This window comes from Actinoplanes sp. L3-i22 (genome assembly GCF_019704555.1).
Classification (GTDB): domain Bacteria; phylum Actinomycetota; class Actinomycetes; order Mycobacteriales; family Micromonosporaceae; genus Actinoplanes.
This window is the reverse complement of sequence record NZ_AP024745.1, coordinates 10,804,991-10,826,499: the sequence shown is the minus strand read 5'-3', so window position 1 is coordinate 10,826,499 and position 21,509 is coordinate 10,804,991. Positions and strand designations below refer to the sequence as shown.

24 protein-coding genes are annotated in these 21,509 nt (G+C 71.4%); 14 read left to right on the top strand and 10 right to left on the bottom strand.

Going from position 1 to position 21,509, the window contains the following annotated elements:
• Position 1: 1 nt before the first annotated feature.
• The 3 genes from leuD (at position 2) to L3i22_RS47905 (ending at position 2,017) form a co-directional block, all read left to right on the top strand.
• Entirely contained in the window at positions 2–592 is a 591-nt protein-coding gene (gene leuD, locus L3i22_RS47915) for a 3-isopropylmalate dehydratase small subunit (protein ID WP_221324039.1), read from the top strand.
• Positions 593–753: 161 nt separating this feature from the next.
• The gene (locus L3i22_RS47910) at positions 754–1,515 is read left to right on the top strand and encodes an HU family DNA-binding protein (RefSeq protein ID WP_221324038.1); all 762 of its coding nucleotides are present in this window, start codon (positions 754–756) and stop codon (positions 1,513–1,515) included.
• A 91-nt stretch (positions 1,516–1,606) separates the two neighbouring features.
• Positions 1,607–2,017 carry a hypothetical protein gene (locus L3i22_RS47905; RefSeq protein WP_221324037.1) on the top strand — a complete coding sequence of 137 codons (411 nt, stop codon included), beginning with the start codon at positions 1,607–1,609 and terminating at the stop codon, positions 2,015–2,017.
• On the opposite strand, the gene L3i22_RS47900 is transcribed toward L3i22_RS47905, so the two are convergent.
• From L3i22_RS47900 to cofC, 4 genes are read right to left on the bottom strand one after another with little or no spacing between them, the layout of a single operon-like run.
• The gene (locus L3i22_RS47900) at positions 1,974–2,852 is read right to left on the bottom strand and encodes an NUDIX hydrolase (protein ID WP_221324036.1); all 879 of its coding nucleotides are present in this window, start codon (positions 2,850–2,852) and stop codon (positions 1,974–1,976) included. The two genes, L3i22_RS47905 and L3i22_RS47900, sit on opposite strands and share 44 nt — an antisense overlap.
• Positions 2,852–5,128, bottom strand: a complete 2,277-nt coding sequence (locus L3i22_RS47895) for an RNA degradosome polyphosphate kinase (protein WP_221324035.1) — start codon at positions 5,126–5,128, stop codon at positions 2,852–2,854. Before L3i22_RS47895 ends, L3i22_RS47900 begins: the two co-directional genes overlap by 1 nt.
• A gap of 55 nt (positions 5,129–5,183) precedes the next feature.
• Complete coding sequence (locus tag L3i22_RS47890) at positions 5,184–5,381, bottom strand: cold-shock protein (protein ID WP_221324034.1); 198 nt, start codon at positions 5,379–5,381, stop codon at positions 5,184–5,186.
• Between the two features lie 10 nt (positions 5,382–5,391).
• Positions 5,392–6,027, bottom strand: coding sequence for a 2-phospho-L-lactate guanylyltransferase (gene cofC, locus L3i22_RS47885; protein ID WP_221324033.1), 636 nt, complete (start codon positions 6,025–6,027; stop codon positions 5,392–5,394).
• Positions 6,028–6,165: 138 nt separating this feature from the next.
• On the opposite strand from cofC, the gene L3i22_RS47880 reads away from it, so the two are divergent.
• Genes L3i22_RS47880 through L3i22_RS47865 form a run of 4 tightly spaced genes read left to right on the top strand, consistent with a single transcriptional unit; the run spans position 6,166 to position 9,339 of the window.
• On the top strand, positions 6,166–6,891 hold the full coding sequence (locus tag L3i22_RS47880; RefSeq protein ID WP_221324032.1) for a 1-acyl-sn-glycerol-3-phosphate acyltransferase: 726 nt from the start codon (positions 6,166–6,168) through the stop codon (positions 6,889–6,891).
• Positions 6,888–7,883 carry an NAD(P)H-dependent glycerol-3-phosphate dehydrogenase gene (locus L3i22_RS47875; protein ID WP_221324031.1) on the top strand — a complete coding sequence of 332 codons (996 nt, stop codon included), beginning with the start codon at positions 6,888–6,890 and terminating at the stop codon, positions 7,881–7,883. Before L3i22_RS47880 ends, L3i22_RS47875 begins: the two co-directional genes overlap by 4 nt.
• A complete protein-coding gene (locus tag L3i22_RS47870) occupies positions 7,880–8,983 on the top strand; it encodes a cystathionine gamma-lyase (RefSeq protein ID WP_221324030.1) in 1,104 nt (367 codons plus the stop codon). Before L3i22_RS47875 ends, L3i22_RS47870 begins: the two co-directional genes overlap by 4 nt.
• Entirely contained in the window at positions 8,980–9,339 is a 360-nt protein-coding gene (locus L3i22_RS47865) for a hypothetical protein (protein WP_221324029.1), read from the top strand. Before L3i22_RS47870 ends, L3i22_RS47865 begins: the two co-directional genes overlap by 4 nt.
• 470 nt (positions 9,340–9,809) lie before the next feature.
• On the opposite strand, the gene L3i22_RS47860 is transcribed toward L3i22_RS47865, so the two are convergent.
• A complete protein-coding gene (locus L3i22_RS47860) occupies positions 9,810–10,202 on the bottom strand; it encodes a hypothetical protein (protein WP_255657697.1) in 393 nt (130 codons plus the stop codon).
• A 163-nt stretch (positions 10,203–10,365) separates the two neighbouring features.
• Here L3i22_RS47860 and L3i22_RS47855 point away from each other — a divergent pair, with 163 nt between their 5' ends.
• Positions 10,366–11,460: a D-alanine--D-alanine ligase family protein gene (locus L3i22_RS47855; protein ID WP_221324027.1), complete on the top strand. Its 1,095-nt coding sequence runs from the start codon at positions 10,366–10,368 to the stop codon at positions 11,458–11,460.
• Here L3i22_RS47855 and L3i22_RS47850 read toward each other — a convergent pair.
• Together L3i22_RS47850 and L3i22_RS47845 are read right to left on the bottom strand one after the other, a co-directional pair.
• A complete protein-coding gene (locus L3i22_RS47850; RefSeq protein WP_221324026.1) occupies positions 11,454–12,122 on the bottom strand; it encodes a DUF3515 family protein in 669 nt (222 codons plus the stop codon). The two genes, L3i22_RS47855 and L3i22_RS47850, sit on opposite strands and share 7 nt — an antisense overlap.
• A gap of 2 nt (positions 12,123–12,124) precedes the next feature.
• A complete protein-coding gene (locus L3i22_RS47845) occupies positions 12,125–12,358 on the bottom strand; it encodes an Lrp/AsnC ligand binding domain-containing protein (RefSeq protein ID WP_221330512.1) in 234 nt (77 codons plus the stop codon).
• Positions 12,359–12,481: 123 nt separating this feature from the next.
• Between L3i22_RS47845 and L3i22_RS47840 the strand changes: the two genes are divergently transcribed.
• Genes L3i22_RS47840 through L3i22_RS47830 form a run of 3 tightly spaced genes read left to right on the top strand, consistent with a single transcriptional unit; the run spans position 12,482 to position 14,468 of the window.
• Complete coding sequence (locus tag L3i22_RS47840; RefSeq protein WP_221324025.1) at positions 12,482–13,420, top strand: thiamine-phosphate kinase; 939 nt, start codon at positions 12,482–12,484, stop codon at positions 13,418–13,420.
• Positions 13,402–13,980: a hypothetical protein gene (locus L3i22_RS47835; RefSeq protein ID WP_221324024.1), complete on the top strand. Its 579-nt coding sequence runs from the start codon at positions 13,402–13,404 to the stop codon at positions 13,978–13,980. The genes L3i22_RS47840 and L3i22_RS47835 overlap by 19 nt, the downstream gene beginning before the upstream one ends.
• A gap of 23 nt (positions 13,981–14,003) precedes the next feature.
• Complete coding sequence (locus tag L3i22_RS47830; RefSeq protein WP_221324023.1) at positions 14,004–14,468, top strand: GNAT family N-acetyltransferase; 465 nt, start codon at positions 14,004–14,006, stop codon at positions 14,466–14,468.
• Positions 14,469–14,536: 68 nt separating this feature from the next.
• Here L3i22_RS47830 and rpmB read toward each other — a convergent pair whose 3' ends face one another.
• Positions 14,537–14,728: a 50S ribosomal protein L28 gene (gene rpmB / locus L3i22_RS47825; RefSeq protein WP_122980959.1), complete on the bottom strand. Its 192-nt coding sequence runs from the start codon at positions 14,726–14,728 to the stop codon at positions 14,537–14,539.
• A gap of 159 nt (positions 14,729–14,887) precedes the next feature.
• Here rpmB and L3i22_RS47820 point away from each other — a divergent pair, with 159 nt between their 5' ends.
• From L3i22_RS47820 to L3i22_RS47810, 3 genes are read left to right on the top strand one after another with little or no spacing between them, the layout of a single operon-like run.
• Positions 14,888–16,459: a DAK2 domain-containing protein gene (locus tag L3i22_RS47820; protein WP_221324022.1), complete on the top strand. Its 1,572-nt coding sequence runs from the start codon at positions 14,888–14,890 to the stop codon at positions 16,457–16,459.
• Positions 16,456–18,639, top strand: coding sequence for an ATP-dependent DNA helicase RecG (gene recG, locus L3i22_RS47815; protein WP_221324021.1), 2,184 nt, complete (start codon positions 16,456–16,458; stop codon positions 18,637–18,639). The genes L3i22_RS47820 and recG overlap by 4 nt, the downstream gene beginning before the upstream one ends.
• Complete coding sequence (locus L3i22_RS47810; RefSeq protein ID WP_221324020.1) at positions 18,636–18,983, top strand: DUF952 domain-containing protein; 348 nt, start codon at positions 18,636–18,638, stop codon at positions 18,981–18,983. The genes recG and L3i22_RS47810 overlap by 4 nt, the downstream gene beginning before the upstream one ends.
• A 33-nt stretch (positions 18,984–19,016) precedes the next feature.
• Here L3i22_RS47810 and L3i22_RS47805 read toward each other — a convergent pair whose 3' ends face one another.
• Both L3i22_RS47805 and L3i22_RS47800 read right to left on the bottom strand, forming a co-directional pair.
• Positions 19,017–20,312 carry an LAETG motif-containing sortase-dependent surface protein gene (locus L3i22_RS47805; RefSeq protein WP_221324019.1) on the bottom strand — a complete coding sequence of 432 codons (1,296 nt, stop codon included), beginning with the start codon at positions 20,310–20,312 and terminating at the stop codon, positions 19,017–19,019.
• A 97-nt stretch (positions 20,313–20,409) separates the two neighbouring features.
• Positions 20,410–21,342, bottom strand: a complete 933-nt coding sequence (locus L3i22_RS47800; protein ID WP_221324018.1) for a hypothetical protein — start codon at positions 21,340–21,342, stop codon at positions 20,410–20,412.
• Positions 21,343–21,509 lie beyond the last annotated feature (167 nt).

Below are 21,509 nucleotides of genomic sequence, written 5' to 3'. Positions count from 1 at the left end.
CATGGACAAATTCGTCACCCACAGCGGCAAGGTCATGCCGCTGCGCCGTTCCGATGTGGACACCGACCAGATCATCCCGGCGGTGTACCTCAAGCGGGTCACCCGCACCGGCTTCGAGGACGGCCTCTTCAGCGCCTGGCGCGAGGACCCGAGCTTCGTGCTGCACAACCCGGCCCACGCCGGCGCCACCATCCTGGTGGCCGGGCCGAACTTCGGCACCGGCTCGTCCCGTCAGCACGCCGTCTGGGCCCTGCGCGACTGGGGCTTCAAGGTGGTGATCGCGGCCCGGTTCGGCGACATCTTCCGGGGCAACGCGCTCAAGGAGGGGCTGCTCCCGGTCCAGCTGGACCAGAAGATCGTGGAGAGCCTCTGGGACCTCGCCGAGAGCGAGCCGGAAAAGCAGATAACCGTTGATCTCGATGCCCGGGCGGTCCGCGTGGACGACGCGGCATACCCGTTCCCGATCGACGATTTCAGCCGTTGGCGTCTCATGGAGGGGCTCGACGACATCGGACTGACGTTGCGCCACGAGGACGCGATTAGCGCGTACGAGAAGGACCGCCCGTCTTTCAAGCCGGTCGTCGTTCTTTAACTCAAAGACTGAATTCGCCCCCATCGGTGTCGCCGGTGGGGGCGAATTTCGTTGGGACACAACGGATTTTTGCCACGAATGTTTGTGTCTCCAGGTCAGAGGGCATACGGTGCGCGCAGAATGGCCTGCGACGGGCCAGTTCTCACGTCCGGGAGGAAACCGTGAACAAGGCCGAGCTCATTGAGGCGCTCGCCGTCAAGCTGGGGGACAAGAAGACGGCGACGATTGCCCTGGACGCGTTCATCAGTGAGGTGCAGAACGCCGTCGCCAAGGGTGACAAAGTTTCCCTCACCGGCTTCGGATCCTGGGAGAAGCGGACGCGTAATGCGCGCACCGCAAGGAATCCGCGAACCGGTGAGGCCGTGAAGGTGAAGAAGACGTCGGTCGCCGCATTCCGGGCCGGCAACACCTTCCGGGAACTCGTCGCCAGTGGAAAGCCCGCCAAGGCCGCGACGGCGAAGAAGACCGCCGCGACCAAGGCAGCCACCCCGGCGAAGACGACTGCCACCACTGCCCGGAAGACCGCGGCCACCAAGGCCGCGCCGGTGAAGACGACGGCCACCGCGGCACGGAAGACGGCCGCGACCAAGGCCGCGCCGGCGACCAAGGCGACCGCCACCAAGGCGGCGACCAAGACGGCGGCGAAGACGGCTGCGAAGCCGGCGACGACGACGACCAAGGCGGCGGCCAAGAAGACCGCCACGACGGCGGCGGCACCGGCGAAGAAGACGACGGCGACGACCGCGGCGGCAAAGAAGACCACCGCGACCAAGACCACCGCCGGCAAGACCGCGGCGGCCAAGAAGACGGCGACGCCGGCGAAGAAGGCCACGGCTCGTAAGACCGCGGCGCCGGTGGCGTCCTCGGCGCGTGCCAAGAGCCCGGCGACGGCCCGGGCGGCGTCCAGCCGCAAGGCTCGCTGACCGGTCCGGAACAACGAAAGGCGTCCACCCGTACGGTGGACGCCTTTTCGTTTGTGCCGGGCGGACCCGGCGCCGGGCCTACCGTCCGGGCATGGAACGCAGACCGAGAGGGCTGGTCGCCCGGGCGAGCGTCGCGGCACTGCTGTTCGCCGTCGCGATCGTGCCCGGCTGGTCGCTCGGCGACTGGGCCGAGCGGGCGACCGGCTGGCCGGTGCTGGACTGGTTGCTCACCTGCGGCTGGTCGGGCCTGGTGGTGGCCGGGTTCGCCCCGTGGGCGTCCTACCGGGCCCGGGACGGGCTGGCCGGGGCGATCCCGCTCTACGGCTGGTATCTGGCCGGCGTGCTGAGCTGGCGGCTCGCGCTGCTGCCCTGCCGGGACTGGGAGCCACGCCGCGACGAACTGTGGCGGGCGCGCTGGCTCACCGGCGACCTGATCGGTTACTGGCGGGCCGACCAGGTCACCAGCGGGAGATCCCTAGCAGTCTCTCGCCGGACCAGGTGAGCAGCCAGCCCTCGCCCTTGCGGGTGCGGTAGGCGGCCACGTCCGGGTCCCGGGCGACCGAGGCCAGCAGGGCCGGGATCACCTTGCCCTGGCTGCACACCACGACCCGGCCGGCGGTCCGTACCTGGGCCAGCCGGGCCCGGGCCGCGGCCAGCCGGCCGGGCAGCTCCTCGGCGGTCTCCGGCTCGGCGAACGCGTTGTCCACCACCAGCGGCAGCCGGGTCGCCCGGGCCAGCGGCTGCAGGGTCTGCGAGCAGCGCAGCGGGGTGGCGGCGAAGAGCCGGTGCGGACCGAACGTGGCGAGCCGCTCGGCGACCCGGGCGGCCTGCTTGGCGCCCTTCGAGCTGATCGGGCGCAGCGAGTCCGGACCGGACCAGTGCTTGCGCTCGCCGGCGTGCGCGTGCCGGACCAGCGCCACCACCGACGTCACCGGCGGCAGGCCGGCGACCAGGTCGAGCAGCGGGCGCTCGGCCGGGTAGGTGAGCCGCGCCGCGGCCTCCGGCAACGGCAGCCAGGCCAGCTCGTCGACCTCGGCGGTGTCCTGGATCGGGCCGTCGTCCGCGGCGCGCATCAACCAGAACCGCACGGTCTTCGGCCGCCCGTCGGGCAACCGGTACGTCACCTCGGGCAGCCCCAGCTCCGGACTGCCGGCCGCGCCGGTCTCCTCGGCCACCTCGCGGATCGCGGCGGCCAGCGCGGGCTCGTCCGGCTTGTAGGTGCCCTTCGGCAGGCTCCAGTCGTCGTACCGCGGGCGGTGCACCAGACAGATCTCGGGCACGCCACCCGCTCCGGGGCGGTAGAGCACACCGCCGGCCGCGCGGACCGGTTCGGGCATCAGCTCTTCTTGCCGATGACGCGCCGCAGCAGGGCCTCCTGCAGGTGGAGCTGCGATTTGCCGGGGGTGCCGACGTTGCGGTGCCAGAGGCCGTCGCCGTCCAGGTCCCAGCCCTCGGTGCCCTCGCCCATCGACAGCTCCAGCACGTAGCGCATCTCCTCGCGCGCCGACGGCAGGGTCACCTTGACCAGTGCCTCGACCCGGCGGTCCAGGTTGCGGTGCATCAGGTCGGCCGAGCCCATCCAGTACTCCGAGTCGTCGCCGGCGCCGAACCGGAAGATCCGCGAGTGCTCCAGGAACCGGCCGACGATCGAGCGGACCCGGATGTTCTCCGACAGGCCGGGCACGCCCGGGCGCACCGCGCACATCCCGCGGATGATCAGGTCGATCTTCACGCCGTCCTGCGAGGCGCGGTAGAGCGCGTCCGTGGTCTCCTCGTCGACCAGCGAGTTCACCTTGAACTGGACCAGCGCCTCGCCGCCCGAGCGGGCGATCTTGGCCTGCTCCTCGAGCCGCTCCAGCAGGCCCTTGCGGACCCCGTGCGGGGCGACCAGCAGGCGCCGGAACGTGGTCTGCCGGCTGTATCCGGTGAGCACGTTGAACAGGTCGGTGACGTCCGCCCCCACCTCGGGGTCGGCGGTCAGCATGCCGAAGTCCTCGTACAGCCGGGCGGTCTTGGGGTGGTAGTTGCCCGTGCCGATGTGGCAGTAGCGCCGCAGCTGGTTGCCTTCCTGCCGGACCACCAGGGCGGTCTTGCAGTGCGTCTTCAGCCCGACCAGGCCGTAGACCACGTGGCAGCCGGCCCGCTCCAGGGTGCGCGCCCAGGCGATGTTGGCCACCTCGTCGAACCGGGCCTTCACCTCGACCAGCACCACCACCTGCTTGCCGGCGGCGGCCGCGTCGACCAGCGCGTCGACGATCGGTGAGTCGCCCGACGTGCGGTACAGCGTCTGCTTGATGGCCAGCACGTTCGGATCCGCCGCGGCCTGCTCGATGAACCGCTGCACGCTGGTGGAGAACGAGTGGTACGGGTGGTGGACCAGGATGTCCGACTCACGCAACCGGTTGAACACGCTCCGCGGGACCTCGCCGTCGGCCAGCTGCGGATGCGTGGCCGGGACGAAAGGGCGGTCCTTCAGATCATCCCGGTCGCACTCGCCGAAGACCTGCCAGAGCGCCGACAGGTCGAGCAGACCGGGCACCCGCAGCACGTCGTGGCTGTCCATGTCGAGCTCGCGGACCAGCAGGTCGAGCACGTGGTCGCTGATCGAGGCGGCCACCTCGAGCCGGACCGGCGGGCCGAACCGGCGCTGCGCCAGCTCCCGCTCCAGGGCCTGCAGCAGGTCCTCGTCGCGGTCCTCGTCGACCTCCAGCTCGGCGTTGCGGGTCACCCGGAACGCGTGCACCTCGAGGATCTGCATGCCCGGGAACAGCTGGTCGAGGTGGTTGGCGATCAACTCCTCGATCGGGAGGAACCGCACGCCACGGCCGTCGTTCTGCACGGTCACGAAGCGGGACACGTTGTTCGGCACCTTGATCCGGGCGAACAACTCGGGGTTGTCACCGTCCGGATAGCGAAGGGCAACGGCCAAATTCAAAGACCGGCTCGAGATGTACGGGAACGGGTGCGCCGGATCCACCGCCAGCGGCGTGAGGACCGGGAACACCTGCTCGCGGAAGAACGTACGCAGCCGGCCCTGCTCCGGCGCGTCCAGCTCCTTCCAGCTGACCAGCTCGATGCTCTCCGCGGCCAGTTTCGGCCGGACCTCGTCGGCGAAGCAGGCGGCGTGCCGGGTGACCAGGTCCGCCGTCCGCCCGGTGATCATCTCGATCTGCAGCCGCAGGGGAGATCGGTCCCCGCCGCGGACCGGCAGGCCGGCGCTCAGCCGGCGCTTCAGGCCGGCCACCCGGACCATGTAGAACTCGTCCAGGTTGCTGGCGAAGATCGCGAGGAACTTGGCGCGCTCCAGCAGCGGGGTGCCCGGGTCCTCGGCGAGCGCGAGCACCCGCGCGTTGAAGTCCAGCCAGGACATCTCCCGGTTCAGGAACCGGTCGTCGGGCAGGAAGTACTCGTCGTCGGCGACGTCGGCCGCCTCCGACGCGGCCTCGACGGGGACGACTGCCACCTCGGTGCTGTTCACCGCTACCTCTACCTCCACCACGGGCTCGGCCGGGACCGGTTCGATTGCTGCGACGCCGTCGGCGGGCTCGGGTCGGGGGAGAAAGCGGCCGTTCGGGCCACGCCGGCGGGTCTCGGGGGTCCGGGGCGGGTTCATGCGTTCATTCTTGCCGTTCCGAGCGGAACGTGAAACGAACTACCGGATGATCAACTCAGGCGATTCCGGGAATTAACACCCGGTGCACCCGGCCGTCCGGTTCCGCCTCGATCGAGACACGTTGCCCGAGTCTCAGCAGGCGCAAACCGGAACGGGCGAACGCTTCCGCCCCGAAGGCCAGCTCAGAGCCGTCGTCGAGGAGCAGCGTGCCGTGGTGGGTGCCCGCGTCGAACGTGGCGATGGTGCCCTGCATGCGACAGACGCTACCCGGCGCAGGCGGCCGGTGTGCACGCCTGGCTGAGTCCGAGATCACGTAGCAGCGCCCGGGTTCGCTCGCCGGCCCCCAGCCGGAGCACGGCCGCCAGGTCCGCGGGGGTGTCCACGTCCTGCCGGAGGCCCGGCCAGTCGCCGGCCAGCGGGGTCGCGCCGGAGGCCCGATGCGCGGCCGCCGAGCCCGGGCCGAACCGCGGGTCGAGCGACTCCCGCGGCGGGACGGCGAGCAGCACCGTGCCGGTGCCCTCGGCGTCCGGCACGAACGTCCGCCGGTCGGCCGCGGCCAGGGCGGCGTCGAGCTGGGCGGGGCGCAGGGCGGGCAGGTCGCCGGTGAGGACCGCGCGGTACGCGTCGAGGCCGGCCACCTCGTCGGCGCCGAACCGCAGGGCGGCGTTCAGCCCGGCCCCGGGATCCGGCGCCACCTTGGCCCCGAGCTCCCGGACCGCCGCGGCCACCACCGGGTCGTCGGTGACGATGATCAACTCGGCCACGGTGGTGGCGCTCAACACAGCCAGGGCGGTGTCCCGCACCATGGCGAGCACCAGCTCCGGATGCCGTTCCTCCGGAACCGCGCCCCGCAACCGGCTCTTCGCCGCACTCAGCCCCTTGACCGGCACGACCGTCATCCACTTCCTTGCTACCACCCAGCAAGTTTGCACGAATTAACTGGCAATACCCCTGCCTGGTACGGCGGGCAGTGAAGGGGCATGATTTCGTCGCAGGTGACGGGCGACGTGGTCGCCGATCGAGGGACGGGGGAGGCCGTGACGCAGCAGCGGCTCGGATTCTGGCAGCGTTTCGCGGTGATGCTGGTGATTCCCACGATGACGCTCTGGACGAAGCGGACCTGGCTCGGGAAGGAGAAGCTCCCGAAGTCGGGCGGTGTGATCCTGGTCCCCAACCACGTGTCGCACTTCGACCCGCTCGTGGTGGCGCACTACATCTACAAGGTCGGCCGCTGGCCCCGCTTCCTCGGCAAGGCCAGCCTGTGGCGGGTGCCACTGGTGGGGCCACTGCTGGTCAAGACCCTGCAGGTGCCGGTGGAACGCGGCAGTGTGGAGGCGGTGAAGTCGCTGGAGACGCTGGTCGCCGCACTGGACGAGGGCGGCGCGGTGGTGATCTACCCGGAGGGCACCACCACCCGGGAGCCGGACCTGTGGCCGATGCGCGGCAAGACCGGCGCGGCCCGGCTGGCCCTGCTCACCGGCGCCCCGGTGGTGCCGATCGCGAACTGGGGCGCCCAGCGCGTGTTCGACCCGCGGACCAACAAGCTCAAGATGACCCGGGCCGCCGTGACGGTCACCACCGGCGACCCGATCGACCTGAGCCGCTGGTCCGGCGCCGAGCCGACCCGTCAGGTGCTGGAGGAGATGACCGAGAAGATCATGCTCGGCATCCGTGATCTGCTCGGTACGATCCGCGACGGCGAACCGCCGGCGCTCTACGACCGGCCCGCGCGACGGGTCACGAAATCGGAGGACGCGTCATGAGGGCCGCCGTCATCGGATCCGGAGCCTGGGGCACGGCGTTCGCCAAGGTGCTCGGCGAGGCCGGCTCGGAGGTCACCGTGTGGGCGCGCCGGGAGAAGGTCGCCGCGGAGATCCGGGAGCAGCACGGCAACGAGGGCTCGCTGCCCGGCATCCGGCTGTCCGAGCGGGTCACCGCGACGACCGACCTGGCCGAGGCGGTGGCCGGCGCCGAGCTGATCGCGATCGCGGTCCCCTCCCAGACGCTGCGCGGGAACCTGGCCGACTGGGCCGAGTTCTTCCCGGCGGACGCCACGGTCGTCTCCCTGATGAAGGGCATCGAGCTCGGCACGCTCAAGCGGATGAGCGAGGTGATCGTGGAGACCGCCGGCGTCGCGGCCGACCGCGTCGTGGTCGTCTCCGGCCCGAACCTGGCCCCCGAGATCGCCGCCGAGCAGCCCACCGCGACCGTGGTGGCCTGCACCGACGAGGCCCGGGCCCGCCAGGTCCAGCACGCCCTGGCCACCCCGTACTTCCGTCCCTACACCAGCGACGACGTGCTCGGCTGCGAGCTGGGCGGCGCGACCAAGAACGTGATCGCCCTGGCCTACGGGATGGCCTCGGCGATCGGGCTCGGCGACAACACCAAGGCCTCGCTGATCACCCGCGGCCTGGCCGAGACGTCCCGCCTCGGCGTGGCGCTCGGCGCCGACCCGCTCACCTTCGCCGGCCTGGCCGGCCTCGGCGACCTGGTCGCCTCCTGCTGCTCCCCGCTGGCCCGGAACCGGACCTTCGGCGAGCACCTGGGCCGCGGCGACAGCCTGGAGCAGGCGCAGATCGCCACCCGGCAGACCGCCGAGGGCGTCAAGAGCTGCCTGTCCATCCGCGACCTGGCCCGGGCGCACGGCGTCGAGATGCCGATCGTGGAACAGGTCGAGCGGGTCTGCCACGAGGGCGCCGACCCGCGCGTCGCCGTCAAGCTGCTGATGACCCGAGAGATGAAACCCGAATCATGACGTACGCCGATGGCACCCGCTCTGTTCATGCCGGGCTTCCGGAGCCGGTGGTCGGCGAGCCGTTCCTGCCCGGGCCGGTGTTCGCCGCGCCGTACCATCTCGACCCGGTGACCGGGCCGGGCGAGCACGGCTACGCGCGCACCGAGCAACCCACCCGCGAGGCGCTCGAGGCCGCGATCGGTGAGCTGGAGGGCGGTCCGGCGCTGGCTTTCGCCAGCGGCCAGGCGGCCGTCACGGCGATGCTCCTGTCGGTGGTCAAGGCAGGCGACACGGTCGCGCTCCCGGGCGACGGCTATTTCCCGGTACGGGCGTTCGCCCGCGGCGCGCTGGCCGACCTGGGCGTGGCGAGCGTGCTCGTGCCGACCGCCGGGCCGTACCCGGACTTCGCCGGTCTGCGCCTGGTGATGGTGGAGACCCCGGCGAACCCCGGCCTGGACGTCGCCGACATCCGCGCGCTGGCCGCCGCCGCGCACGCCGCCGGGGCGCTGCTCGCCGTCGACAACACCGCGGCCACCCCGCTCGGGCAGAACCCGCTGGCCCTCGGCGCGGACCTGGTCGTGGCGTCCGGCACGAAAGCCCTGACCGGCCACTCCGACCTGCTGCTCGGCTACGTGGCGGCGACCGACCCGGAGCTGCTGGCCAAGGTCGAGAACTGGCGGAAGCTGACCGGCGGGGTGCCCGGCGCGTTCGACTGCTGGCTGGCGCACCGCTCGATCGCCACGATGGACCTGCGGCTGGCCCGGCAGAGCCAGAACGCGGCCGCGGTCGCCGAGCTGCTGGCCGGGCGCTCCGACGTGACCGGGCTGCGGTGGCCCGGGTTGGCCACCGACCCGTCGTACCGAATCGCTCGTGAGCAGATGCGGCGGATTCCCGGAATCGTCGCGTTCGACCTGGGCAGCGCCGAGCGGGTGGCCCGGTTCCTGACCGCGGCGAAGCTGGTGTTCGCGGCGACCTCGTTCGGCGGCGTGCACACCACGGCCGACCGGCGGGCGCAGTTCGGCGACGACACGTCCCCCGGGTTCGTCCGGTTCTCCTGCGGCATCGAGGACACCGCCGACCTGGTCGCCGACGTGAGCCAGGCGCTGGACGCCTCGAAGTGACCGCCTGGAACAGCTTCAGCGGCGACGAGGTCGCGGCACTGACCCAGGGCGAGAGCTTCTTCCTCGCGCCGGGCGAGCGGGACTGCCCGGGGTGCGGCGAGCACCGCCTGCGGGCGTACTTCACCGCCCCGGCGAACGCACGGCGGCCCACGCTGGTCAGCTACGTCTGGTGCACCGGGTGCGGCAAGTTCGTCGGCACCCGGGCCAAGCACCCGGACGGGCTGATCTTCTCCGACCCGCTGGCGGCGATGTCCGCCGAGGAGCGTCGGGCGGTGGAGGGCAGTCTCACCGGGTTCCTCGCCCACCTGGACGAGCTCTGGGACGCCGGCGCGTTACCACAGACCTTCGCCGCTTAGCGGTTGTCCACAGCGCCGCGTTGTCCACAGGGCCCCGACGTGATCATGGCCTGGCGGACGACAATGGGTCGTGGGTGGTCTGCCCCCAAGGTTGGGGTGGGGACTGGGTGGTGGGGCCTTTCTTGATCGACTTTGGGTCGCGCCCGATTTGCCGGGGTGTGGCTGGTTCGGAAGGCTGCGCCCGGTTTGGGCGGGCGCAGCCCGGCGACTCAGTGCGGCGCGATGGCCCGGCCCGGCGCGCCTCGGCCCGGCCCGGCGCGTGGCGCGATGGCTCGGCCCGGGCGCGGCGCGAGGCCCGACCCGGCCCGGGTGTGGCTCGGCGGCGCGGCCCGGGCGTGGCTCGGCGACGCGGCGGCGCGGCTTGGTGGGGCGGCTTGGGCCGGCTTGGCTTGGCGGGCCGGCTTGGCTTGGTGGGCGGCTTGGCTTGGTGGGGCGGGGCTCAGGCCGTACCGAATAAGGCTTTGTGGGGGTTATCGGGCGACGAAGTCGTGCAGCCAGTCCTGGGGGACCGGTTGGCCGGGGCCGATGCCGATGCGGCGGAGGGCCTCGCCCGGACGGATGCCCAGGAGTGCCAGGGTCATCGTCGCGAGCAGGGTCGTGCGGCCGAGTTCGGAGCTCGACTGGGTGACCACGAAACGGCCGGAGCGGACCTCCTGGGCGAGCCGGGTGGCGAGCGCGACCATCGCGGTGGCCTCCTTGCGCGGGGCCGAATCGTCCGGATCGGGGTAGGCGACGAGCTCGATCCCGGCGCTCTCGGCGGCGGCCGGGCGATGCCCGGCGCCGCACACCAGAATCTGGACGCCGGCGCGCGCCAGCGCACCCAGCTCCTGCGGTGACCACGGTTCGTCACCGGGGTGTGCCATCGTTGCCAACTGCCCTGGCCCCGGCCCCGCGATCACGTGGAGTGCTGGTCCCATTTACTGTTCGTCTCCCCCTGCCATGGCAGCGGCCGCCGCAATCCCGATTCTGGCTTACGCAGAGTAGGGTCACCCCCGGCATGCCCGCTAGCGAGAGGCGCAGAGAAGAGTGACGACCCCCCGGAAGACCCGTGTCGCGATCGTGTTCGGCGGGCGTAGCACTGAGCACGCCATTTCCTGCGTGAGCGCGGGCGCGATCCTGGGTGCGCTGGACCCGGATCAGTACGAGGCGGTCCCGGTGGGAATCACCCGGGAGGGTCGCTGGGTGCTGGCCGCCGGCGACCCGTCGCAGCTCGCGATCGCGGATGCCAAGCTCCCGGAGATCACCGCCGCCTCGGGCAGCGCGGTGGTGCTCGCGGCCGACCCGACGGCGACCGAGCTGATCGTGCGGGACGCCGTCGAGGGCGTCTCCGAACTGGCCGGTGTGGACGTGGTCTTCCCGGTCCTGCACGGGGCGTACGGCGAGGACGGCACGATCCAGGGAATGCTGGAGATGGCCGGGATTCCGTACGTCGGCGCCAACGTCTTCGCCTCGGCGGCGGCGATGGACAAGGAGTTCACCAAGAAGCTCGCGATCGCCGAGGGCATCCCGGTCGGGCCGTACGCGGTGCTCCGGGCCGGCGTCTCGCTCGCCGAGGCGGACAAGGAGCGGCTGGGCCTGCCGGTCTTCGTGAAGCCGTCGCGGGCCGGCTCGTCCACCGGCATCACCAAGGTCTCGGACTGGGCCGATCTGGACGCGGCCATCGCGAAGGCCCGCGAGATCGACCCGAAGGTGCTGGTCGAGGCGGCGATCGTGGGCCGCGAGATCGAGTGCGGGGTGCTGGAGAGCGAGGCCGGCGGGGCGCCCGAGGCGTCGCTGCTCGCCGAGATCCACGTGGACGGCGCCGAGTGGTACGACTTCGAGACGAAGTACCTGGTCGGCAGCCGCTACACGATCCCGGCGGCGCTCGGCCACGACCTGACCAAGCAGGTGCAGGAGTTCGCGCAGCGGACCTTCACCGCGCTGGACTGCGCCGGCCTGGCCCGGGTCGACTTCTTCGTGACGCCGGACGGCGAGATCTTCCTCAACGAGATCAACACCATGCCGGGGATGACGCCGACCTCGATGTTCCCGCAGATGTGGGCGGCCACCGGCCTGGAGTACCCGAAGGTCGTGGACCGGTTGATCCGCACCGCACTACGCCGGGGGACCGGGCTTCACTGACCCAGGCCGGGGTCGCACCCGCTGGGCACGCCCTCGGTGATCGACTTGTCGGTCTCCACCACGATGTCGGAGAACTCGTTCGCCCACTGGGCGCGGTTCTCGTACGCCGACGGCACGACCACCTGCACCGGGACCTCGCGGTCCATCGTCGTGAAGGTGGTCTGCCCGCTCCGGTCCTGGTAATACCAGCAGACCCGGTTCATCAGCAGCAGGTCGGCGACCAGCGGCACGCAGGTGCCGGAGGTGTCGTCGACCGTCTCGCACATCTTCGGCTGCGGGACGCCGCAGGCGACGGTGAGCGGGGGCTCGCCGTACGCCGCGTTCTGCTCGGGGCCGGCGCTGACCTTGCGGGCCGGCAGGTTCCGCACCTGCGTGGGCAGCTGCGAGGTGACCGAGAGACAGACGTCCGCGGCGCGCTCGCTCAGCTTGGGCGCGGCGAACTCGACCGCCGTGCTGGGCACGGCGACCGGGCCACTCGCCGCCGGCGCCGGGTCGGCCTCCGGCGCCGTCGACTTCCGGATCTGTGAAAAAGCGACGAGCCCCACGATCAGGACGATCGGCACGGCCACCGCGGTCGCCCAGATGGCGGCGATCCGAGTGGTGTTGTCCGGCTTTTTCTCCCCCTGAGCGGGGGCGTCCTGCGAGGTGTCCACGTCGACCATGCTCAGAGGTTTACCACGGAGCATGTAAGGGTCCGGGTGATGCCCGGCACGTACTGGACCTTGCTCACAATCAGGCCGCCGAGCTCGTCGACCGTGTGTGCTTCGGTGAGCACCACCACGTCGTACGGCCCGGTGACCGCGTCGACGCGGACCACCCCTTGTATTTTCTCGATCGCTGCGGCCACGTCACGGGCCTTACCGACCTCCGTTTGAATGAGGATGTATGCCTGGACCACGATCGACTCCCATCCGCCACGCAGATCCGCCATCGCTGATCCGCCACCGTCGGTGATCCCCGATCGTGAAACTACCGTACGAAGTGACCCGGCAGCGGGACGCCACCATCGAAGGACGTGCACGTGAGCATCGCAGAGTCCGGTGAATTCGGACTAATAGGCCGAATTGTGACGCGCCTCGGCGCCGGTTCGGCCACCCTGCTCGGTCCCGGCGACGACGCCGCCGTGGTGCGCGCGGCCGACGGCCGGGTGGTGGCCTCCACCGACGTGCTCGTCGAGGGCCGGCACTTCCGGCGCGACTGGTGTGGCCCGGCCGACGTCGGGCACCGGGCCGCCGCCGCCAACCTGGCCGACATCGCCGCGATGGGGGCGACGCCGACCGCGCTGCTGGTCGCGCTCTGCGTGCCCGGGAACCTGGACCCGGAGTGGGCCGAGGGGCTGGCCGACGGACTGAGCGCGGAGGCGGCGCTGTGCGGGGCGGGGGTGGTGGGTGGGGACACGTCGTCCAGCCCGACGCTGACCGTCGCGGTGACCGCCCTGGGCGATCTGGGCGGGCTGGAGCCGGTCCGGCGCAACGGGGCGCAGCCGGGGGACATCCTCGCGCTGTGCGGGCGGATCGGGTACGCGGCGGCCGGGTACACCGTGCTGTCCCGGGGCTTCCGGACGCCGAAGATCCTCGTCGAGGCGTACCGGCGGCCGCAGGTGCGGTACTCGGCCGGCCCGGAGGCGGCCCGGCACGGCGCGACCTCGATGATCGACGTGTCGGACGGGCTGCTGCAGGACGTCGGGCACCTGGCGATGGCCAGCGTGGTCGGGATCGACATCCGGTCCGGGGCGTTCGACGTGCCGGACCAGATGCGGGACGCGGCGAAGGCGCTCGGGGTGGATCCGTACCAGTGGGTGCTGGCGGGTGGCGACGATCACCCGTTCGCCGCGACGTTCCCGGCCGGGACGAGGCTGCCGGACGGGTGGCTGGAGATCGGCTCGGTGCATGACGGCTCCGGCGTCACGGTGGATCGCAAGCCGTGGAACGGGCCGCTGGGGTGGGATCACTTCCGGTGATGGACGCCGAGGCGCTGCTCGACGAGTTCGCGGTCCGGCTCGGTGGTTACCTGGCCGGGCAGGGGTTCGAGGCCGACGAGTGGACGTTCCGCCGCTTCTCGGAGCACCGGGACGCGCTGATCGTCGAGTTTCAGCAGGCCAAGCTGTGGACCGACGACGAGGCGCGCTTCTTCGTCAACGTCTTCCTCTTGCTGAATCCGACGTGGGAGCACCTCCAGGCCGAGACGGGGCGGCTGCTCACCCGGATCGGGCCGGTCAGTCCGTACGAGGACAGCTGGCGGATCGTCAACGAGGCGACCATGACCCATGTCCTGGACGCCGTGGTCACCCAGCTCGACGAGGTGCTGCCCGGCCTTGTCGGGCTGCTCGACCGCACCGAGCTGGACAGCCGCCTGGAGGAGATCTTCGGCGGCGGAGCCTGGCGGATGCGGGCCTGGATCCTCGCCGAGAACGGGCCCTCCGCCGAGCTGGAGAGCCTGTTCGCCGAGCAGGTCCGGGCGAACCCGGGCGTGGGCGAGATCGCGGATGTGATCCGGGGCTACGCGGCCACCAAGGCCTGACCGCGGCGTTCTACGCTGGCCGGGTGGGACAGATCAAGATCAGAACAGCCCGGTTCGACGAGCCGGGCGTGGCGGAGCTGGTCGCGGAGAACATGCGCGACCTCTCCGAGCGGTACGGCGGCAGTGGCGACGACACCCCGATCACGGCGGCCGACTTCCGGCCGCCGGCCGGTGACTTCCTGGTCGCCGTCCGGGCCGAGGACGACCGGATCGTGGGCAGTGCGGGCTGGCGCCGGCACGGCACCGACGCGGAGCTGAAGCGGATGTTCACCCGGCCCGAGGCGCGGGGTCAGGGCGTGGCCCGGCGGATCCTGGGCGCCCTGGAGGAGTCCGCGCGGGCGGCCGGCTGCGTGCGGGTGATCCTGGAGACCGGTGACAAGCAGCCCGAGGCGATCGCGCTGTACGAGTCCGCGGGGTACGAGCGGATCGAGGACTTCGGGTATTACAAGGGGCATGACGGCGTGTTGTCGTACGCAAAGAAGATCTGATTTTTTCCAAAAGGACAGAGAAAAGCCGCCTGGTCGATGACCAGGCGGCTGTCCGCAAAGCTGTCAGCTCAGGCGCGGGTGACCTTGCCGGCCTTGATGCACGAGGTGCAGACCTTGAGCTTCTTGGTCGTCCCGCCACCGGCCGGGGTACGCACCGACTGGATGTTCGGGTTCCAGCGGCGGTTGGTCCGCCGGTGCGAGAAGGACACGTTGTGGCCGAAGCCCGGTCCCTTGCCACAGACGTCGCACACGCTAGCCACGGGATACTCCTGGGTTTGATTCGAAGATCTGAAAAGGCCCAGGAGCAAGACTCGCCAGGCAACCCGGCGAGCTTACCCGACCGGGTGGGCGAACACCCAATCGCCCCCGGTCAGGGTGCGTACCCAGCGATTGTCAGGGGTGGTTAGTACGATTTTCGCGTGCTGGAGACCCTCGATGCCGCTGCCGTGCACCGCTGGTGCGACGGTGGGCTGGAGGCTCTCCGGGCCCACCAGCGTGAAATCGACGACCTGAACGTCTACCCCGTCCCCGATGGCGACACCGGGACCAACCTGGTCCTCACCCTCACCGCCGCGCAGGAGGCGATCGAGTCCGCCCTGCTGGATGAGCCGCGCACCCCGCTCGGCCGGCTGATGGGCCGGATGGCGCGCGGCGCCCTGCTCGGCGCCCGCGGCAACTCCGGCGTGATCGTCTCGCAGATCCTGCGCGGCATGGCCGACTCGTTCGCCAGCGCGGTCACGGTCCGCGGCGGCGAGCTGGCCCGCGCGCTGCGGCAGGCCACCGACGCGGCGTACGGCGCGGTCGCCCGCCCGGTCGAGGGCACCGTGCTGTCCGTGGTGGCCGCCGCCGCCGAGGGGGCCGGCCGGATCAAGTCGGACAACCTGGTGGCCGTGGCGCGAGCCGCCGCGCGGGCCGCCGCCGAGGCCCTGGATCGCACGCCTCAGCAGCTCCCGGCGCTCGCCCGGGCCGGGGTGGTGGATGCCGGCGGCCGCGGCCTCTGCGTGCTTCTGGACGCGCTGGTCGACACCGTGGAGGAGAGCGCGTTCGAGACGCCGCCGCTGCCGGTCGTGACTGCCCCCGCGCCGCACGAGCACGACGACTGCACCGGCTTCGGCTACGAGGTGCAGTATCTGCTCGACGCCACCCCCGCGGCGGTCGAGAAGCTCCGCGACGTGCTGGCCGGGCTGGGGGACTCGCTGGTCGTGGTCGGCACCGGGGACGGCACGTGGAACGTGCACGTCCACGTCGCCGAGATCGGCCCGGCCATCGAGGCCGGCGTCGAGGCCGGGCGGCCCTTCCGGATCCGGGTCACCCCGCTGGACGAGAAGCGGCCGAGCGCCGATTCCCGGGGCGCGGTCGTGGTGGCCGCCGGCGACGGGCTGACCGCGCTCTTCGAGGCCGAGGGCGCGCTGGTGGTGGATCGGAACCCGTCCACCGCCGAGATGCTGGCCGCGATCCACGCCTGCGGCGCCGCCGCGGTGGTGCTGCTGCCCAACGACGCGAACACGCAGGCCGTGGCGGTCTCCGCGGCCCGCGAGGCGGAGGCGACCGGCGTCCGGGTCAGCGTGGTGCCGACCCGCTCCCCGGTGCAGGCCCTGGCCGCCCTCGCGGTGCGCGATCACGGCCGCCCGTTCACCGACGACGTGATCGCGATGGCCGAGGCCGCCGGCGCGTGCCGGTACGGCGAGGTCTGCACCGCCCAGCGCGACGCCCTGACCATCGCCGGCCCGTGCCGCGCCGGCGACCTGCTCGGCCTGGTCGACGGCGAGGTGCACGTGATCGGCGCCGATCTGGCCGAGGTCAGCCGCCGCCTGCTCGACCGGATGCTCGGCGGCGGCGGCGAGCTGGTCACCCTGGTCCTCGGCGCGGACGCCCCGCCCGAGCTGGAGGAGGACCTCCGCGGTCACGTGCACCGCACCTGGCCGTTCATCGAGTTGCAGTGCTACGCCGGCGGGCAGCCCCGCTACCACCTGTTGGCAGGAGTCGAATGACCACGACCGACACACCGTTGGACAAGGTGCTGGGCGGCAAGACGGCGAAAGCCCTGGCCGAGCACCTCGACCTGCACACCGCCGGGGATCTGATCTATCACTTCCCGCGGCGCTACGACGAGCGCGGCGAGCACACCGACCTGCGCCAGCTGGAGATCGGCGAGCAGGTCACCGTGCTGGCCCAGGTGCAGGGGATCGGTCTCAAGCCGATGCGCCAGCGCCGGGGCAACATGCTCGAGGTGACCATCGGCGACGGCTCCGGTGCCACCCTGACCTGCACGTTCTTCAACCAGGCGTGGCGCGAGCGGGAGCTGACCCGGGGCCGCTGGGGGTTGTGGGCCGGCAAGGTCACCGACTTCCGTGGCAAGCGGCAGCTCAACGGCCCGGCCTATCAGCTGCTCAAGGCGGACGCGACGCAGGACGAGGCGGCCGAGGAGATCGAGGAGTTCGCCGGCGCGCTGATCCCGGTCTACCCGGCCGCCCAGGCCGTGCCGACCTGGACGATCGCCAAGTGCGTGCGCACCCTGCTGGACACGTTCGAGCCGCCGGCCGACCCGATGCCCGCCACGGTCCGGGCGAATCGGAACCTGGTCGGCATCGGCACCGCCCTGCGGGAGATCCACCGGCCCAGCTCGGACGCCGCGCTCTACTCGGCGAAACACCGGCTGAAGTGGGACGAGGCGTTCGCCGTCCAGCTGACCCTGGCGCAGCGCCGGGCCCGGGCCGCGGCCGCGCCCGGCACCGCCCGGCCGCGCGTCGAGGGCGGGCTGCTGGACAAGTTCGACGCCGGGTTGCCGTACGAGTTGACCGAGGGCCAGGCGTCGGTCGGCGAGGAGATCGCCGCCGACCTGACCCGGGCGCATCCGATGCACCGGCTGCTGCAGGGCGAGGTGGGCTCGGGCAAGACGCTGGTCTCGGTCCGCGCGATGCTCCAGGTCGTCGACGCCGGCGGCCAGGCCGCGCTGCTCGCCCCCACCGAGGTGCTCGCCACCCAGCACTTCCGCGGGATCAGCGCGCAGCTCGGGGCGCTGGGCCGCGCCGGTGAGCTCGACGGCGACCCGTCCGGCACGCAGTTGTCCCTGGTCACCGGTTCGCTGGGCGCGGCGGCCCGGCGTGCGGCGCTGGCCAAGGTCGCGGCCGGGACCGCCGGCATCGTGGTGGGGACACACGCTTTGCTGTACGAGGGTGTCGACTTCCACGACCTGGGCCTGGTGGTCGTGGACGAGCAGCACCGGTTCGGGGTGGAGCAGCGGGACGCGCTGCGCGCCAAGGCGGCCCGTCCGCCGCACGTGCTGGTGATGACCGCGACGCCGATCCCGCGCACGGTCGCGATGACCGTCTACGGCGACCTGGAGACGTCGGTGCTGTCGCAGCTGCCGCGCGGGCGCTCGCCGATCGCCACCCACGTGATCCCGGCCCTGGAGAAACCGGCCTACCTGGATCGCGCGTGGAAACGGGTGAAGGAGGAGGTCGCGGCCGGCCATCAGGCGTACGTGGTGTGTCCCCGGATCGGTGAGGGCCCGGAGGACGACTCCGCCCCGCCGTCGGACAACGAACCCGCCCGGCGGCCCCCGCTGGCCGTCACCGAGGTGCTGCCGGCGCTCGAGCAGGAATATCTGAAGGGCCTGCGGATCGCGATGCTGCACGGCAAGATGCCGCCCGACGAGAAGGACGCGGTGATGCGCGGCTTCGCCGCCGGTGACCTGGACGTGCTGGTGGCGACCACGGTGATCGAGGTCGGCGTCGACGTGCCGAACTCCACCGTCATGATCATCATGGATGCCGACCGGTTCGGCGTCTCCCAGCTGCACCAGCTCCGCGGCCGGGTCGGCCGGGGCTCGGCGCCCGGCGTCTGCCTGCTGCACACCGAGGCGGTGGAGGGCTCGGCCGCGCGCGAGCGGCTCGACGCGGTCGCCTCCACCACCGACGGCTTCAAGCTCTCCGAGATCGACCTGGAGCAGCGCCGCGAGGGTGACGTGCTGGGCGCGTCCCAGTCCGGCAAGCATTCCCACCTGCGGCTGCTCTCGCTGCTGCGGGACGAGAAACTGATCAAGGAAGCCCGGGTCGAGGCGGCCGAGCTGGTCGGCGACGACCCCGACCTGACCGCGCACCCGGCGCTGGCCGCCTCGGTGGCCGCGCTGGTCGACGAGGACCGCGCCGAGTACTTGGAGAAGGGATGATCTTCCACCTCTGCCCACGCTCGGTGTGGGCGTCGGTTTCGGACAGTTACACCGCTGATTCGCTTGCCACCGAGGGCTTCGTCCACTGCTCCGACCCGGAATGGGTGCACGTCCCGGCCACGCTGTTCTACCGCGGCCGGACCGACCTGGTCCTGCTGGAGATCGACCCGTCCCGGGTCGACGTCCCGGTCATCTGGGAGGACGGCAGCCCACCGGACCCTTCGGGCCGGCAATTCCCGCATGTGTACGGCGTTCTGCCCGCCACCGCCGTGCTCGCCGTCCACGAGTACCAGCCGCTGCCCGACGGGTCGTTCCCGGCATGGCAGAGGGGCGCCGACCGGTAAGGTCGACGCCCCTCGTTCAGGGCCTACGGGCTATCAGGCCTTGAAGTTGAGCTTGCGGCGACGGGCCATGAAGAACAGGCCGGCGCCGACGAGCACCAGCAGGACCGCCCCGCCGGCGATCGTGCTGGAGTTGGAGCCGGTCAGCGCGAGGACGCCACCGTCGGTCGAGCTGGTCGACGGGGTCGCGGTGCCCGGGGTCTCCGTGGTGGCGGACGCCGACGGGCTCGGCGAGCCGGTGGTCGGCGCCGTGGTCGGCGCGGTGGTGCAGCTCTCCGGCGCGGTCCACTTGACGTCGCCGTTCAGCTTGAGGAAGTCACCGGTCACGGCGACGGTCAGGCCCTCGGCGGCCGGGAAGGTCACGGTCTTGGTCTGGCCGGCCTTGACGCTGACGGTCTGCGCCTCGCCCTTGTTCGGGGTGAAGGTCGCGCCCAGCGACTCGGCGCCGTTCTCCGGGTTCGCCAGGGTGAAGGTCAGCGAGTCACAGGTGCTCTTGATCTCGGTCGTGGGGGCGCCGACCTCGGGCTTGGTGCACTCCGCGGGCTTGGCCCAGGAACCCGAGTACAGCTCCTTGCCACCGGCGGTGACCTTGATGTCCTTGGCGTTGGCGGCCGGGATGGTGACGTCGCCCTTGGCGTTCTTGTCGACCTTCACGCTCTGGGAGTAGCCACCGTCGGCGGTGATCTCGAAGCGCACCGCGGTGACGCTGGTGTCCCGGTTGATCAGCGAGAGCTTGACGTTGCCGTCACAGTCCGGCATCGCCTCGACGGCCGGCTCGGCCTTGCAGGCGCCGTCCTTGCCGTCCCCGTTGTTCCCGTTCCACCAGGCGTTCTGCGGCTGACCCGAGGCCGGCGTCGACTGCGAGCCGGGCGCGGCCGGGCTGCCGACCTTGTCGTTGTTGTACCGGTCGCTCTTGTCGGTCAGCGGGTTGATGACCTTGTCGCCGAAGACGAAGTCGACCTGGGTGAAACAGGTCGGGACGGCGACCGTGAAGTCCAGCCGCAGCTCGCCGTTCTTCTCCGGGGTGGTGGAGGTGAAGTACTGGGTCGAGCTGTCCAGCACGTACTGCGGCAGCGAGAACGACGCCGACGGCGCGGTGTAGGAGACCAGCGACAGCGGGACCGTCTGGTTCTCGCACATCGGGCCGTTCAGCAGCTTGATGCTCGCGGTGCCGGCCGGGCCGTTGAAGCTGTGCTCGAACTTGGCGTTCGCGGCGATGGTGCAGCCGACAGCGGCCTGCGCCGGGGCGGCGAAGGCGACCAGGCTGCCGAGGCTGAGCAGGGCGCCGGCCGCGAGGGCCGCGACGTTCCGCAGACGGGGGGTGAACTTCATTCGTGCTCCTGGTACGGGGTGTGTGGGGGGACGGAAAGGGGCGCGCCAACCGGAAGTCGACGCGCCCCTTGCTGCTAGCGGTGAAGCACCCGAGTTATCAGGCGGTGAAGCGGATCTTGCGGCGGCGGGCCATGAAGAACAGGCCGGCGCCGACGAGCAGGACCAGAACGGCGCCACCGGCGATCGTGCTGGTGTTCGTGCCGGTCAGGGCGAGCACGTCACAGTCGGCCGGAGCCTCGTACGCGATGGTGGTGTCGGCCTGGCCCTCGGAGCTGGCGGTGACCTTCAGGCCCGCGAACGCGTCGAAGTCGACGGTCTTGGTCTCGCCCGGCTTGGCGGTGACGGTCTTGGCGTCGCCCTTGGTCGGGGTGAACTTGACGGTGACGTCGGTGGTGTTGTCCGCCGGGACCTCGATACCGACCGTGAAGGTGTCACAGGTGGTGTCGTAGAGCAGCTGCGGCTCGGTGACGACCGGGGTGTCGGTCGGGGCCGTGGTCGGCTCGGTCGTCGGCGCGGTGGTCGGGCCGGTCGTGGTCGGCTCGGTCGTCGGGGCCGTGGTGGTCGGCTCCGTCGTCGGCGCGGTGGTGGTCGGCTCCGTCGTCGGCGTGGTGGTCGGCGGCGTGGTGGTCTCGGTGGGCGGCGGCGTGGTCTGCTGGCCGTCGCACAGCTTGGTCGGCTTGCTGGCCGTCACCGGGCCGTTTTCGAAGCCGGCGTAGAACCAGCCACCGCGGTTGTGCCACTTGCCGACGACCTGGAGGGTGGCCGTGGTGGCCTCGCCCTTCAGAACCTGGGTCGCCTCGATGTGACCGTTGTGCGACAGCTTGTCGTCGGCCTTGATCCCGTCGAAGGAGACCGTGCCGTTGTTGGTGTCCGGGGTGTACTCGACCGACTTGACGTAGCCGTCACCGAACGCGTTGTCGGTGGTCGAGACCTTCCAGTTGACGACCCAGCTGCCGTCGGCGTTCGCACAGGTGGTGGTGTCGTTGGCCTGGGGGTGGCAGGCCAGGGCGGGCACGGCGGAGCTCAGCACACCAACGAGGCCAAGGGCCGTGCCGGCGATGACGGAGCCGGCCCGACGAGAGGGGGACTTGAACAGGTTCACGCGCTTTACTCCTGGGAACGGGGTCAGGAAGAAGAGTGCGCAAGGAGGCAACGCGACATCGGCCGCTCGCTATGGAAAATCAGCGAGGGCTGCGA

What these genes read in the sequence shown, in the direction of transcription:
- L3i22_RS47850 (WP_221324026.1), bottom strand. Translation starts at nt 12,122, where the DNA reads ATGGTCGACGTGGACACCTCGCAGGACGCCCCCGCTCAGGGGGAGAAA.
- L3i22_RS47875 (WP_221324031.1), top strand. Translation starts at nt 6,888, where the DNA reads ATGAGGGCCGCCGTCATCGGATCCGGAGCCTGGGGCACGGCGTTCGCC.
- L3i22_RS47890 (WP_221324034.1), bottom strand. Translation starts at nt 5,381, where the DNA reads ATGCAGGGCACCATCGCCACGTTCGACGCGGGCACCCACCACGGCACG.
- L3i22_RS47810 (WP_221324020.1), top strand. Translation starts at nt 18,636, where the DNA reads ATGATCTTCCACCTCTGCCCACGCTCGGTGTGGGCGTCGGTTTCGGAC.
- L3i22_RS47905 (WP_221324037.1), top strand. Translation starts at nt 1,607, where the DNA reads ATGGAACGCAGACCGAGAGGGCTGGTCGCCCGGGCGAGCGTCGCGGCA.
- L3i22_RS47900 (WP_221324036.1), bottom strand. Translation starts at nt 2,852, where the DNA reads ATGCCCGAACCGGTCCGCGCGGCCGGCGGTGTGCTCTACCGCCCCGGA.
- L3i22_RS47870 (WP_221324030.1), top strand. Translation starts at nt 7,880, where the DNA reads ATGACGTACGCCGATGGCACCCGCTCTGTTCATGCCGGGCTTCCGGAG.
- L3i22_RS47895 (WP_221324035.1), bottom strand. Translation starts at nt 5,128, where the DNA reads ATGAACCCGCCCCGGACCCCCGAGACCCGCCGGCGTGGCCCGAACGGC.
- L3i22_RS47860 (WP_255657697.1), bottom strand. Translation starts at nt 10,202, where the DNA reads ATGGCACACCCCGGTGACGAACCGTGGTCACCGCAGGAGCTGGGTGCG.
- recG (WP_221324021.1), top strand. Translation starts at nt 16,456, where the DNA reads ATGACCACGACCGACACACCGTTGGACAAGGTGCTGGGCGGCAAGACG.
- cofC (WP_221324033.1), bottom strand. Translation starts at nt 6,027, where the DNA reads ATGACGGTCGTGCCGGTCAAGGGGCTGAGTGCGGCGAAGAGCCGGTTG.
- leuD (WP_221324039.1), top strand. Translation starts at nt 2, where the DNA reads ATGGACAAATTCGTCACCCACAGCGGCAAGGTCATGCCGCTGCGCCGT.
- L3i22_RS47805 (WP_221324019.1), bottom strand. Translation starts at nt 20,312, where the DNA reads ATGAAGTTCACCCCCCGTCTGCGGAACGTCGCGGCCCTCGCGGCCGGC.